Here is a 13554-nt window from a genome sequence, read left to right as displayed (position 1 = left end):
CAAAGGATACCTAATTCTTTTTCTTCGTTATATGTACGTCCTTGCATGACGATGTAACTTTGCATCGTGCTTCACTCCTTTATAAGCTGCGGTGTTTCTTCTCTTTAGCGTCGATTGAAACATAGTATACTTAAAAGGTATCATACAAAGTACAACCGTGTCTTAGCAAATTGCTATTATGCACGACTACAAGGTTGATTTCTCTTAGCTATTATAAATAAAACGGCACTTGGAACGGTTTGGCGCGGTGTTACTAGGGATTGGCGCGGTTCAACGTGACTTTGGCGCGATTTTCAACATTTTTGGCGCGGACACTGGCTAGTTCTGCGCAGTCCTTCCGCGCACCCAATATCGATCCATAACATAAAAAAACCACCAGCAACTATATACTGGTGGAGCAATCATATACTGTGTAAGCTACGAAACATAAAGAACTATCAGTCGCACAGCTATTTCTAATTACAAGCTGAACGACTAGGCTAGCTTTATTTAGTGAGCAGTTGGTTGGTTGACGGCTGTCGCTGAACTATTGGTAGCCTTAGTCGCTTATGCCAGTGCTTGCCAGTACGCCTCTTTCTACAGATATATTCATTAGCCTTGTACTAACGAACAACTGCCCCCCGTATCACTTCCCATAGTGAATACGGCGCGTGATCCATAGACTATAAAGAGAATAGTATCCCATCTACATTCCCTTCTAATCATTTACGCACCCTATAGACGGTGATTTCCCTAGAAAGTTTCAAAAGTTTTAAAACTTTTTTCAGATATAAGATACTAGCGGATTGTCAAAGTAGTTTTAGTGTTATATACACATCGATTTCCCGATGTTAAATCAAGCTAAATAATGCAAAATACTATCTTTCTTTATAAAGGGTGAGGCTAGTTGCTATATGCACTGAGTATTACTTTCTGTTTTGTCTACAAACAGATGGAATCTATTTCTATGTTATGATTCACTTAAACAGGATCGTTAGATTAATTAATGAGGTGATTTTATGAATTTCATCGGTTGGACGATCATTGCCTGCGAAATAGGCTTTTGGGTCGTTATTCTTGCCGGACTCGTCACACGATATATTTTCAATCAGAAACGGTTAGGCTTATTTTTTCTAGCACTCACACCTGTCATCGATTTAATATTGCTTATCGTGACCGCCACCGATCTTTATAACGGCGCTGTTGCCACACAAGTTCATGCCATCGCTGCTATTTATCTCGGTGTATCCATCGCTTTCGGCAAGAGCATGATTCGTTGGGCTGACGAACGCTTTCTCTACTACATTAAGAAACAAGGAACAAAACCGGAGAAGAAAACAGGATACGCCCATGCACGCCATTCCACGAAAGGCTCCTTGCAACACGTGCTAGCATTTATAATCGGTGGTACTTTTCTACTCGCGATGATTTATTTCGTTGGCGATACCGACAAAACAGAAGTCCTACTTCAAACGCTGAAGTTATGGGCAGTTATTGTAGCCCTTGATATTGTGATTTCCCTTTCTTACTTCATCTGGCCTCGGGGGAAAAGGTAAAGAGAGATATGTAAAAAGTCGTTTTTTTGCTGTCTTGTTTATATTGTAAGGGATTGGCGCGGTTTGATTAGACTTTTGCGCCGTGTTACCAGGTTTTCGCTCGATTTCCCGAGGGATTGGCGCGGTTCAACGTGACTTTGGCGCGGAGACAGACAAGTTTGGCGCGGTTAGCCTAGACTTTCGCTCGGTATTGCCGAAGTTTCGCGCTGGTGACGACGCTTTTCGCGCGGAACGCGATGTCTTTGGCGCAATTCTCACATACATGGTAACGGGTGCCTCCTACGTAGAAGAATCAGATTCACGTTCCAATTGCATCAATTTCCTATTGCGCAAATACACCTCGATCGCACCAGAACCAAAGGATACCCCCATCACAATTAAAACCAATCCGATAAAGTGAGCTGGCAATAGCTTCTCTCCTAAAAATAAACCTGCACCGACTAATGCGAAAAACGTATTGAAATTCAGGAATATCGAAGCGCTCGCGGCACCGATCTTTTTAATCGATGAATTATACAGCATATGACCGACGGCTGTTGCGATTAATGCAGAAAATACAAATACGAACCAAATAGAAGTGGATCCGTCACGCAACGTCATGAAACCGGTTGGCTCTTTTACTACAGCAATGACCATCAACACAAAGGAACCCATCAGTAGCATATAGCCTGTCATCAACCGGGCATCCATCGTTTGCGACGCCTTTTTTATAATTAGAAAACTAAGTGCCTGAGAAAGAATCGACAGAAAAACCTCTACATCCCCAATCGACACGTCTCCTAACTTTCCGCTACCTGCGAGAACCGTAAAACTGACACCGGCCCCGCCCAGCATAAATCCAAGGAATCGCAAACCGGTCAACTTCTCCTTCAAAATTGTCACCGACAACACAGCAGTCAATAAAGGCCCTAAACCTAAAATCAAACCACCGTTCGCGGCACTTGTTTTACTCAATCCATCTGCCAAAAAATAATGATGGAAGACAACATTCGTCAACGTCCCACCGAGGAGCAAAATCCACTCTTCTTTACGTGGTAGTCGAACCTTCTTCATGAATGCAAGAATGATAAGTACGAAAATAGACGCTACAAAAATACGAAGCGCGGTGATCGTCATCACATCGAACTGATTGACGAGCACTTTAATCGCCGATACATTGACGCCCCAAAGGAACATAATTCCAATTAACACGACATAAATTTGATTATTCTTCAAAGACAACAGCCTTCCCTAGCCGAAAATTTTACATTTCACTGTCTATTGTACTCTTACTTTGTAGATAGCGGCTATTTTTCTGTTCATATTTTGCACCCTTATCTTAGCCCATACCATTCATCTATCAAAAGACGCATTCGCTCTGTTCCATATACAATCTTATCGAATGTATTATATAACCATATAAGTTGTTATCACTAGTTAATTTGAAAATCAGTTATTACGCACGATCTTCTATACCTATTTATAGGAAACCAAGCTGTTAGTACTTCTCATCACGAATTGAAAAAAATGTATGCCGGTGATACACTAGACCTATAAAAATAAGCGTTTTTACACTTTACTTATACAAACATAGTAAAATTTCTTTAGTACAAGCACCTATCAAACAGGAGGTACCATACGTGCAAATTATTATATCTCACGTCAACACAGATTTTGACGCGCTTGCTTCTATGATCGCAGCAAAAAAACTCTATCCAGACGCACAGCTAGTCATTTCGGATAAGCAAGAAAGCCGTGTACAGCGCTTTTTAAATATTTACCGCGACCTGTTCGACTTCATCCCAACTGCTCGCGTGGACTGGGAACAAGTGACAGAAATGATCATCGTAGACGTCGCTTCCTTATCGAGAATTGGCACGCTACCAAAAGAGTTCGATGCATCCAAGCGACATATAATCGTCTATGATCACCATCAAAAAAGCGAAAAAGACGTGCAGTATAATGAAGGTATAGTTGAATTAACGGGTGCCGCAGTGACGTTGCTTTTGGAGGAAATTCAACGACGGAATCTACCTCTCACAACATTCGAAGCTTCGTTATTCGGACTTGGCCTTTATACAGATACAGGGAATTTTACATATGCCAATACGACAGTGCGCGACTTGCAGATGGCAGGCTATTTGCTTGAGCAAGGAATGAGTCTTGAAATGGTTCAGCGTTACTCCGAGCAAACACTTACTACGGAGCAACAAGAATTATTGAACGAGCTTCTTGCACATACAGAGATTTATGAAGTAGACGGACTTGATATTGCCGTGAGCACGCATGAACTGGATAGTTTTATAAATGGCCTTGCCCTCGTAACTACTAAAGTGCTAGGAGTCAAAGGAACGGATGCAGCCATCACTATCGTCAAAATGAAAAACACCGTATGTGTCGTGGGTCGTGCCAATTCAGAACGGTTTACACTGTTGCCACTCTTGAAAAAACTAGGTGGTGGCGGTCATAAACATGCAGGTTCAGCTACAGTAAAAAAGGGTGACAAAGAATCCATTCTTGAGGATATCGTCAAGAATCTCGACACATTGTTACGTCCTGCTCTTATCGCTAGGGAACTGATGACAAGCCCAGTCAAAACGCTTACACCAGACACAACGATTGAAGAAGCAGGCCGTCGCATGTATCGCTACGGACATTCTGGTTATCCCATTGTTGAAAATGGAAAACTAGTTGGACTCATTACACGACGTGATCTTGATAAAGCGAACCATCACGGACTCGGCCATGCGCCTGTCAAAGCGTATATGACTACGAACGTCGTGACGATTGATCCGTCTACTTCATTGGAAGTAATCCAAGAACTCGTCATCAAGCATAATATCGGACGATTGCCTGTCATTGCGGACGATGAAATCATTGGAATCGTCACGCGATCAAATATTATTGAAGTATTGTATAGCGACGTTGCGAAAGAGAAAAAATCACAAGAACACCTGACCCCAAATAAACTAGCGGAAAAAATGGAGGAGCAACTACCTGAAGACATTTGCAAACTGCTAAAAGTAATTGGAAAAACTGCTAGCGAGATGAAGACTCCTGTTTATTTAATCGGTGGTATTGTCCGGGATATTTTACTTGGCAAGCCGAATCATGACATCGACATCGTAGCAGAAGGTAATGGCATTCAGCTGGCCAAACGTATGCAGGAACTATATGGCGGAGACGTACACGAACATGAGAGCTTCGGCACAGCGACATGGACTCTTCCGTCTGGCCTATCGATCGACATGACGTCATCAAGACTTGAATACTATGAGCAACCCGCTACCTTACCACAAGTCGAAACATCCAAATTAAGCGACGATTTACTACGACGTGATTTTACAATCAACGCAATGGCTATCCGATTGAACGAAGAAGCATTCGGGGAATTAATCGACCCATTTGGCGGACAACAAGATCTAGAAGAACGGAAGATCAAAATCCTCCACAATATTAGTTTCATCGAAGACCCTACCCGCATTTTCCGTGCGGTTCGTTTTGAAGAACGTTTCGGATTTACAATGGACGAACAAACAGAAAAGCTTGCTTTGGAGTCTATCGATAAAATGATTCATTTAACACCGCATCGCATCAACGAAGAAATGAAGCGCCTATTCAATGAAGGAACTCCACAAAAAGTACTGCGCCGCCTATTCAAACTGCGTGTCTGGCAACAGTTCGGTATCCATGAAATACAGTTAGAGGCGACAGTTGAAGCTGCGGATCGTTTGCAAACGCTCCATAACGAACAAGCACATGATAAGCCCGACTGGTTTACGTACTTTTTATTGCCGTTCTACTATAACCGTAGCCTATACGCAGCAGAGAAGTTTACACTGACGAAAAGCAGACGCAAACTGCTAGAAGAAATACTGGAGTTAGATCAGCATGAACAATGGGAAGAAGCTAAAACTCTTGAGGACTTCCATAGATTCTTAAGCGATTATTCCGATCAAGCCATTTTATTTATGGTAGCAGTCGATTCAGATTCTTCTACTTCATCCGTTCTTAATTACTTGCAACAGCGCCGCCACATACAACCCTTGTTAACAGGTGCTGATTTAGTAAGATCCGGATTGAAGCCCGGCCCTGCTTTTTCAGATATTTTACTTCAACTGGAATATGAGCAGTTGGACGGAAAGATTATATCTAAAGAAGATGCAGATCTATGGCTTCAAGCGTATTTGTATAACCAGTCTTAAATAGATAATAAATAAAACCCGTCAGCGATTTTAAACTGTACCCTATAATATGGACACTTTGAAAAAGTCCGTCTTATAGGGTACAGTTTATTTTTCTGCTGGCGGGTTTATTTTCTTATCTTAAACGTCAAAAATCACACTAACTCGTATTACGTTCACTACGATTTCTGCTGGATTGACAAGTGAAATAGAAAGGCTCGTTTCTACCCCTTCCCTATGGATAAGCAACAAATCACCCTGCGCTAAATCGACTGCTTCAGTAGTATTTATTTTTATAGAAACCGGACCGTCTATGCAGTAAAATCCCTCAACGTTTCGGATTTCTTTACCGTCTATTTCATAAGGATGGTCTTTCCCAACCGTAATCGCCTCAAGTGCCCCGCTACAGCCATCTGCCAACATTAGATTAAAATCTCTAACCTTGCCATAACTTCGCGTCGTCCATCCCCCACTGAATCGATCTTGTTCATATGGAGTCAAATGAATCTGATGATGTCCCTCATGTTTCAACGTCATTTCCCCGTCAATCACCATAATGATTCGGTCAATAGTTGGGAGGGTGGTAAAAATAGACTCTTCTGCTTCAACAACAGCTGAACTAATTCTCCATTGGAAATTTCGCTTCGCATAGTCTGCTTCTCCAGGATAAATGGCTAGCTCCGTCGTGTCACCGCCAGACCACTTTTTTGTTATTTGCTCATGTTTTCGGATTAACTTTGTGGAATAGGACATCGTTACAAGTCTCCTTATTAATTAATGAAAGTGCATATAAATAGCACTCAAGGCTTTTCAGCCGCCTTTTTCTCATGTTCCAACATGTAATGCACAGCGACAGCTATAATAACTGCAACGAGTGCAATCCTCACCGAGTACAGCGCTAACATAAAGAAAAATTCAGAATAAGGAATGATTTCATATGAAGACATCCCATCAAAGTCAGTTATCACTTTCTCTCTAGGCATCACTGCAAACAGCACTAAAAAAGAACCGACTACCGTATAAATCGCCGTCTTCACTAATTTTTTCTCCATTAAATTCCTCCTGCCACATATAATAAAATGGTACCAGCGCAATACCCTATTCTAAGTATCACACAGCTAATCTAGTAATCACACTTCTTCTTTCCATTCATTCAACTTTTCCATCACCAGTTCGTACGTTTTTTCGTAATTTCCGGCAATGTTCCACCTAGCGCACCCTTCCTAAACCAATCATGCCTTGTGTCACGGACATATAAACGGCCACATTCTCTCGTTAATAATTTTAAGTACTAGATTCCTATACAATTAACATTCATGTTTGTTTCTCGGTCTGGCACTTTTCACTAGAATACCAAAATCCACATTTCCATTATGTTCATTGCTTATACGACTAGTATTTTTCGGCATAGGATGTATAAACTTCTCGTATAAAAGGAGGTGAAAAATGTATGCAAAAAAAGCCATGTAAACCACAAAATCCGGGTGATCCACCATTAGTCGCACATCAAGGAGAACCAAATACGCCCGCTAACGCTTGGCCAGTAAAAGTAACAGATGGTTCCTCAAATGTTTTAGGTGGTTCAGATCAACCATTCCCCGTGTCTGTTGGTAATCGAGTGAGCACCAGTTCATCTTTACAGGTTCAACCTGTAATTGGGACTCCCTTGAACGAAATTAATCCAGGCGATACTGCCGTTTTAGAGTTTGATACCTCTGACTTCCATGAAGCCTATGTTTGGGTTCAACTTCTTTCCGCAGGTACAGTAGATGTTGAAATATACAGCCAGATCCCCCCGCAACCAAATCTTGATTTTGTTATGAACAATACAGAGGAATCCTTCACTTTAACCAATAGCAAAGTATCTGTAAAGGTTGTCAATGCAAGTGGGACAATCACAGGTGTGTTATTAACAAACCCTTCTTCAACGAGCAAAGTAAATGTGCTTGTCGCACTAAAAGGAATCGGTTAAATATAACTAGATTTAGCAAAAGTCTCCCACCTTTATTGGTGGGAAGATGAATACAAGTCTTAGTTTCAATTCAGTTGTGTTTAAACACCGATTGAACTGCGGAACATTTATTAAGTAACAGGTCCTTTACTTTAGACAAATTCAACATTTTGCGTACTAAAAAACCCACCAACAATTATTACATGCTAGCGGGTTATCTACGTACAGAAATATAAATGTTACTTTAATACGCACTTCAAAATAGGTTAAGGAAGTGGCTAGTGCTCGATTAATCTAAATTTTTACTTACATAATCGACTTCTGCTTGTGTAAATCTCTTACCATGTGTAGAAGTCAGTTGTTCTCTTATCGCTTCTGGTGACATACTCGTAGTTTCCTGATAACTTTTTGCTTTCACTAAGGCATTTTTGTTTAAATCGGCTTTCAAATTGGCGATTGCATACTGTGCTTCATCGGTAGTAAACTTTTCACCATGTTCAGAAATATTGACACTTACACTTCTACGCTATCAACTGTTGATATATCTAGATTTTACTGGCTAGGAAGAATTATATAGTCACTGATTCTGAAATAACCATTTGCCACTGAACTATTTTGATATTTTGAAGATATAACTTCATTTTATTGATCTGTTTGTTTTTGCTTTTTTTCCAAATATGCTGTACGTATTTTTTCAAGTTGCTGCTTTTTATCAAATTGGGCAGGCTTGTTTTTTTCATGATATTTTGCCACAGCCGCCTTACCTTTGCTATCCAATTGATACTTCCCCATTTTATTCACCCACTATTCTTGTCGTCTAAAGATAATCGATTCAACAAATTTACTATACCTTATATTATTGAAGTAGATATTCTTACCTTATAAGTATACTCCCAAACCTTGCATATATCAGTAAAAATTAATTATTGCATAGGAAGGAGTTGTATGTGGACTTGGTGCCTGTTATTACAGAAAGAATTTAGAATCGATTCCAAGTCGTTCAGTGTAACGGCATAGATCATTTATCATGGTAAGTAAATAACCGATTACGTACTTATACGTAGTCGGCTAGTTCTGTTCTTTTAATTTGTATGCCTAGCTGGTTCGAATCCCCTTTGAGCCCGACTATATCCTAACCACCGGCTCCATCACCGTCAACGTTCGATTCACCGTATCCATATGAACACTGGCTCCAATAGGTATTGTGGCTTTATAGTGGCCATGTGCGGTCGCTAGGTTGGTCAATAAAGGTTTTCCAAGTGGAACTAGAAATTCATTGATCAAATCCACGTAGCTCTTCCCGTACGCTGGTTCACAGTTCGTACATTGTCCCATAATAATTCCTACGCAATCTTCAAATTTCCCTGCCATCGCTAAGTGGTTTAAGTATCGAAACACCGTATTAATCGGTTCATGTGTTTCTTCCAAAAGAAGAATTCTGCCTTCCGTATTGATTTCATAGGATGTGCCTAAAGTGCCCACGAATGACGTGAGATTTCCACCTACAACTGGTCCTGTGACATTTCCAGGAACCACTCCAAGAAGTGGAACTCCAGGTGGGTTGATAATTTGCCAAGGCGCAGTGACTGTCGATGTCGCCGCAAAGAATTGATTGAAATTATATTGAGGAGTTGCTGGATTAAAGTCTAACAATAATAAACTTTGAAAACTGATGAGGTCCCCATATTCAAACAACACATTTAATAAAATCGTAATGTCGCTATATCCCGAAACAATTTTAGGATTTTTTTTAATAATGTTGAAATCAAGAAATGGTAAAATACTCGCCACCCCGACTCCACCTCGAGCAGGTAAAATCCATTTCACTTCCGGATTTTTAAACATCTTCATTAAATCCGAAGCCATTTGCCGAGGAGTTGCTGCAAGAAAGCCATTAGAGGAATACACATAGTCCCCCACAACAACTTTAAACCCCATCCTTTGCAACATCCGAATTCCTTCAGTGATGCGATTGGCTGCCAACGGACTTCCAAGCGTTACAATCCCTACCGTGTCGCCTCTTTTTAATTGCTGCGGTTTCGTAGCCATTAATCAATAGCTCCCTTCCCCTTGTAAATTACACAAACAATTTACTCTCATGTATTAGCATATGTTTGCGAATCTTTTTTGGGGACTAAGGGGATTCCAGTTCACCTAATTAAACGTTGTGAGAGGACTTGGTACCCGAGTTTGGCGCGGTTTGATCTGGCTTTCGCGAGGTGCTGGGAGGGATTGGCGCGGGTCAACTTGACTTTCGCGCGGTACGCCAGGTTTTTGGCGCGGTTTGATCCGGCTTTCGCGCGGTGCTGGGAGGGATTGGCGCGGGTCAACTTGACTTTCGCGCGGTACGCCAGGTTTTTGGCGCGGATTTATTAGAAGGTATCAGGTACTCACACAATGAATGGGATGAAGAATCCATTCAAGCATCCGTTCGGTGATTTCCTGCCTATAATTGCATGGTCATGTTTTTTATTTCGTTAGAATTGGACACATGAAAATTCCTCTTTATGGACACACTAGATGTGAATACGCCAAAAGGAGGAAGGCAAATGAAAAAAACAAGTTTTTTAATGATTGTTCTTTTGGTTACATTGGTTGTGATGGGTTGCGGAACAAAAAAGGATAACACAACTCCCGTTGACGAAAATACTCCCACTCCTAGTACTAATGAGACCAAGGTAGAGACTGCTGATGAAGCTGCAGACAAAATCACTGAACTGACAGAGGTGGATAGTGCCACGGTACTGGTTACTGATCATAATGCTTATGTTGCTGTTGTCTTAAAGGATACGGCAGTGAAAGAAGCGACGAAAGAGCTGGAGAATAAAGTTGCAGAAAAAGTCCGATCCTCTAATTCCGCTATTGAAAATGTCTACGTATCCCTTAATCCAGATTTCGTAGAAAGAATGACCGGTTATAGGGAAAAAGTCAGCGCAGGAGAGCCAGTAGAAGGATTCTTTGATGAGTTTTCGGAAGCCATGAAGCGTGTATTCCCTGATGCACGTTAACATCTCACAAAAGATACTAGGTCCCCACACAAATCTAGATCAATTTTGAATTGTTTCTGATTTGTGTGGGGACCTGGTTACTTTATCTAAACAATAAAAAACATTAAAACCTAAATGCATCTAGGTTTTAACGTTCAATGAAAATGTATGAGAAACCATTTTTCACACAGGTACTTTCAACTCACCCTATTAATAATGCAAAAACTCCGCAAGTTTGCGTAATAAACCTGCGGAGTCTTTTATTTTAAGTATATGAATGAGTGGTTTTTCACATAAGTATCTGTAAAATCAGTTACCCGCAATATTTAGACACCATGTGAAGTTTTCCCAGGCCGTATACCAGCCGGTGAAAAGCTCATGTGAATCATCCCAACGAACCTCAAACTTCTTATGACCGTCCACCTCTACCAAATACAGCGCCAGCGTAGCGTCTTCCTTTGCTATCGCTAACATCATACCGTTTTGAAGTTCTTCTTCAGTAAACGGCACATCTGAAACCGAACGCAGCTGTGCTTGTTCGAATACTTGCTTGTTACTGATTCTATAATTCATAAAGACCCTCCAATAAAACATTTATTCTTTATGTTCATTCGTACTTCTTCAGTAATTTATATAAGTACAGAAGATATTCTATACGTATTTACCTGCGAAATCAACGAAGAAGTATATTGGCTTAATTCAATTAACTTTATATATTCGTCTGTATGCCTTAATCTAGCTAAATTGATCGCGGAACATGGTAGCTGATATTTTCCTCTATGTAGATAGAATATGCAACAGATCCTTCTGTCACGATCTTCTCCAGTACCGCATGATGTTCCCAACCGAATTGTCAGTCCTTAAGACTTGTAAAACTGCTCCTTTACATATTTCAAAAACTTAAACATCTATCGCCTGTTTATCATGTATAGTTAAAGTGAATTTAATAACCTACAGACCTAATAAAATGTAAGTTGGAGGCGTTGTAAAGTGAAAAGAATCATTTTATCGACTGAGAGCGGTGCCGATTTACCGGACTTCTTGGTGAAAAGACATGATGTACAAGTAGTACCCATGCACGTAGTCATGGATGGTCAGGACTATTTAGATGGTCATCTGCCCGTAGAAGAAATATTTGATTTTTATGATCGTACAAAAAAGATACCTTCTACCGCCGCAACGAATACCTACGAGTACCAAGCGTTTTTCAAAAGAATTAGAACGGAATTTCCTAATAGTGTCATTTTTCATATAGGGTATACATCAAAGGCTTCTGTTTCCTTTCAAAATGCGTTAACAGCAGCGGAAGATGTAGAGAATATTTATTTAATCGATGCATTAAACGTTACAGGCGGATTAACTGCGGTTATTATGTATGCGGTTACTCTACTAGAGGAAGAACCTGAAATGGATCCTATCCGCTTGCTAGAAAAAATTGAAGCAATGGTTCCAAAAGTAAGACTCGCCTTCCTTCCTGGCAGCTTAGATTTTTTAAGGGCTGGCGGACGAGTCAGCAATATGGCTTATCTTGGCGGGGCTTTGTTAAAAATCAAACCATGTATTGAATTAGTGGAAGGTAAGCTTGTTTCGACTAAAAAGTATCGTGGAAAAATGAGCAAAGCCGCTGAAAGTTTACTGCTTGACTATTTACAGCAATACGACATTGATAGACAACAAATTTATTTTATATACTCTATCGGACTTAGTGAAACTATCAAAGAACGAATCACAGAAATTGCATTAGAAAAAGGATTTGAAAATAGTATGTGGATTGAAGCTGGCGCTATGATCTCAACACATTCTGGTCCTGGAGGATTTGGGATTGCGGGGATTGAAGTATAATGTGAAAAGGTACCTGTCTAACGCAAATACCTTTAATTAGATAAAGTTATCTGGTCGCAGTAAACTTGTAGGCAGTTTCAGAGTAGTGCTGCGACCCTTGTTTGTTCTTTAGTAATCGGTTGCTGTAGATCAAGGTTCCGCTTCATCGATAAGGGTCTATCCATTTTTTTATTCATAATCAAAGGTACCTACGCAAGAAACTTTCATGATTATTAAAACATTCACGTTTGTTTTTCACAGAGGTACCTTATTTTATTTCAAAATACGTTTTCTTCTGTCATTTACTTTCCACACCAAATACAGACACAGTCAGCTGGTTTGAAATAAATTCGATGTCCTGCCACGACAATAGATTTTCAACATATCCTAATGTATCTGAATTGGTTGGTCCAATAATACGCTGCATAGCTAATAAATCAAAATAATTGTTTCTGTTTGTTGTATTAATTGGAAATAGTGCTCCGATACCAAGAACCCCTCCTTGTACCGGATTTTTCAATACCCCGCTACTGTTATAAAACTGCGATAAATAATCAAAGCCTCTGTTGCCAATGTCTATGATGAATACCATGTTAAGCTGAGAACTTTCTACACGCACTTTATAGAAATTTTCATAATGTGCTTCAAATTCATACTTTTCATCGTAGTGATCACTGTTGAACAATTCGTGTAACCTGTTATGTCTAAAGGAATAAATATAAAAAATTCGATATCCCCCACTACCGCCCGTATCCATACTCACCATAATATCCGGGACACCATCTTTGTTAAAATCGCCAAGAAACAAGCGCGGATTATAGCCCGCGTTATTTTTCAGATGAACGGTTGTACTTTTAGATGACCGTCCATCATGAATCACAAGCGTAATGTTCTCGGCATAGATACCTGGCGGCCCATCGAATTGACCATACAAATAAACGGTGTCCAATATACCATCCCCGTTTACATCCCCCATATTCATATCCAACAATGTACGTTTCCCGTTAACCTCCATCCCTCCTGTTCAAATGTAATCGTTGTTCATTGTATGCTATGCCGATAGCGTCTAGTTGATTTTCTTCAAAAAAGGGCACCTC

Annotated in this window: 13 protein-coding genes; 5 read left to right on the top strand and 8 right to left on the bottom strand. The window is 40.3% G+C overall.

Features of this window, described 5'->3' with window-relative positions:
• Positions 1-998: 998 nt before the first annotated feature.
• Entirely contained in the window at positions 999-1535 is a 537-nt protein-coding gene (locus CSV79_RS09615) for a hypothetical protein (RefSeq protein ID WP_099688838.1), read from the top strand.
• 279 nt (positions 1536-1814) lie between these two features.
• Here the strand turns inward: CSV79_RS09615 and CSV79_RS09610 are convergent, their stop codons facing one another.
• Positions 1815-2750: a DMT family transporter gene (locus CSV79_RS09610; protein ID WP_099688837.1), complete on the bottom strand. Its 936-nt coding sequence runs from the start codon at positions 2748-2750 to the stop codon at positions 1815-1817.
• A gap of 404 nt (positions 2751-3154) precedes the next feature.
• On the opposite strand from CSV79_RS09610, the gene CSV79_RS09605 reads away from it, so the two are divergent.
• Positions 3155-5719 (top strand): CBS domain-containing protein, encoded by a 2565-nt coding sequence (locus tag CSV79_RS09605; RefSeq protein WP_099688836.1) that lies wholly within the window; start codon positions 3155-3157, stop codon positions 5717-5719.
• A gap of 120 nt (positions 5720-5839) precedes the next feature.
• Here CSV79_RS09605 and CSV79_RS09600 read toward each other — a convergent pair whose 3' ends face one another.
• Positions 5840-6451 (bottom strand): HutD/Ves family protein, encoded by a 612-nt coding sequence (locus CSV79_RS09600; protein WP_099688835.1) that lies wholly within the window; start codon positions 6449-6451, stop codon positions 5840-5842.
• A gap of 47 nt (positions 6452-6498) precedes the next feature.
• A complete protein-coding gene (locus tag CSV79_RS09595) occupies positions 6499-6750 on the bottom strand; it encodes a hypothetical protein (RefSeq protein ID WP_099688834.1) in 252 nt (83 codons plus the stop codon).
• 398 nt (positions 6751-7148) lie between these two features.
• Between CSV79_RS09595 and CSV79_RS09590 the strand changes: the two genes are divergently transcribed.
• Positions 7149-7670, top strand: coding sequence for a hypothetical protein (locus CSV79_RS09590; protein WP_099688833.1), 522 nt, complete (start codon positions 7149-7151; stop codon positions 7668-7670).
• A 268-nt stretch (positions 7671-7938) separates the two neighbouring features.
• Here CSV79_RS09590 and CSV79_RS09585 read toward each other — a convergent pair whose 3' ends face one another.
• The 3 genes from CSV79_RS09585 to CSV79_RS09575 all read right to left on the bottom strand — a co-directional run bounded on the left by CSV79_RS09585 (position 7939) and on the right by CSV79_RS09575 (position 9698).
• On the bottom strand, positions 7939-8154 hold the full coding sequence (locus CSV79_RS09585) for an Ltp family lipoprotein (RefSeq protein WP_099688832.1): 216 nt from the start codon (positions 8152-8154) through the stop codon (positions 7939-7941).
• Between the two features lie 137 nt (positions 8155-8291).
• A complete protein-coding gene (locus tag CSV79_RS17000; protein ID WP_099688831.1) occupies positions 8292-8441 on the bottom strand; it encodes a hypothetical protein in 150 nt (49 codons plus the stop codon).
• 333 nt (positions 8442-8774) lie between these two features.
• The gene (locus tag CSV79_RS09575; RefSeq protein WP_099688830.1) at positions 8775-9698 is read right to left on the bottom strand and encodes a S66 peptidase family protein; all 924 of its coding nucleotides are present in this window, start codon (positions 9696-9698) and stop codon (positions 8775-8777) included.
• 500 nt (positions 9699-10198) lie between these two features.
• Here CSV79_RS09575 and CSV79_RS09570 point away from each other — a divergent pair, with 500 nt between their 5' ends.
• Entirely contained in the window at positions 10199-10657 is a 459-nt protein-coding gene (locus tag CSV79_RS09570) for a YhcN/YlaJ family sporulation lipoprotein (protein ID WP_158232506.1), read from the top strand.
• Positions 10658-10945: 288 nt separating this feature from the next.
• Here CSV79_RS09570 and CSV79_RS09565 read toward each other — a convergent pair whose 3' ends face one another.
• The gene (locus tag CSV79_RS09565; RefSeq protein ID WP_099688828.1) at positions 10946-11209 is read right to left on the bottom strand and encodes a hypothetical protein; all 264 of its coding nucleotides are present in this window, start codon (positions 11207-11209) and stop codon (positions 10946-10948) included.
• 417 nt (positions 11210-11626) lie between these two features.
• Here CSV79_RS09565 and CSV79_RS09560 point away from each other — a divergent pair, with 417 nt between their 5' ends.
• A complete protein-coding gene (locus CSV79_RS09560) occupies positions 11627-12478 on the top strand; it encodes a DegV family protein (protein ID WP_099688827.1) in 852 nt (283 codons plus the stop codon).
• Between the two features lie 277 nt (positions 12479-12755).
• Here the strand turns inward: CSV79_RS09560 and CSV79_RS09555 are convergent, their stop codons facing one another.
• A complete protein-coding gene (locus tag CSV79_RS09555) occupies positions 12756-13472 on the bottom strand; it encodes an FG-GAP repeat domain-containing protein (protein ID WP_099688826.1) in 717 nt (238 codons plus the stop codon).
• Positions 13473-13554: the final 82 nt, after the last annotated feature.

Source organism: Sporosarcina sp. P13, assembly GCF_002743055.1.
In the GTDB taxonomy this organism is placed as follows: Bacteria; Bacillota; Bacilli; order Bacillales_A; family Planococcaceae; genus Sporosarcina.
This window is presented reverse-complemented; position numbering and strand designations above follow the sequence as displayed.

Coding starts and splice junctions, on each gene's coding strand:
- CSV79_RS17000 (WP_099688831.1), bottom strand. CDS start 8,441: ATGGGGAAGTATCAATTGGATAGCAAAGGTAAGGCGGCTGTGGCAAAA.
- CSV79_RS09575 (WP_099688830.1), bottom strand. CDS start 9,698: ATGGCTACGAAACCGCAGCAATTAAAAAGAGGCGACACGGTAGGGATT.
- CSV79_RS09570 (WP_158232506.1), top strand. CDS start 10,199: ATGAAAAAAACAAGTTTTTTAATGATTGTTCTTTTGGTTACATTGGTT.
- CSV79_RS09590 (WP_099688833.1), top strand. CDS start 7,149: ATGCAAAAAAAGCCATGTAAACCACAAAATCCGGGTGATCCACCATTA.
- CSV79_RS09615 (WP_099688838.1), top strand. CDS start 999: ATGAATTTCATCGGTTGGACGATCATTGCCTGCGAAATAGGCTTTTGG.
- CSV79_RS09565 (WP_099688828.1), bottom strand. CDS start 11,209: ATGAATTATAGAATCAGTAACAAGCAAGTATTCGAACAAGCACAGCTG.
- CSV79_RS09555 (WP_099688826.1), bottom strand. CDS start 13,472: ATGGAGGTTAACGGGAAACGTACATTGTTGGATATGAATATGGGGGAT.
- CSV79_RS09595 (WP_099688834.1), bottom strand. CDS start 6,750: ATGGAGAAAAAATTAGTGAAGACGGCGATTTATACGGTAGTCGGTTCT.
- CSV79_RS09600 (WP_099688835.1), bottom strand. CDS start 6,451: ATGTCCTATTCCACAAAGTTAATCCGAAAACATGAGCAAATAACAAAA.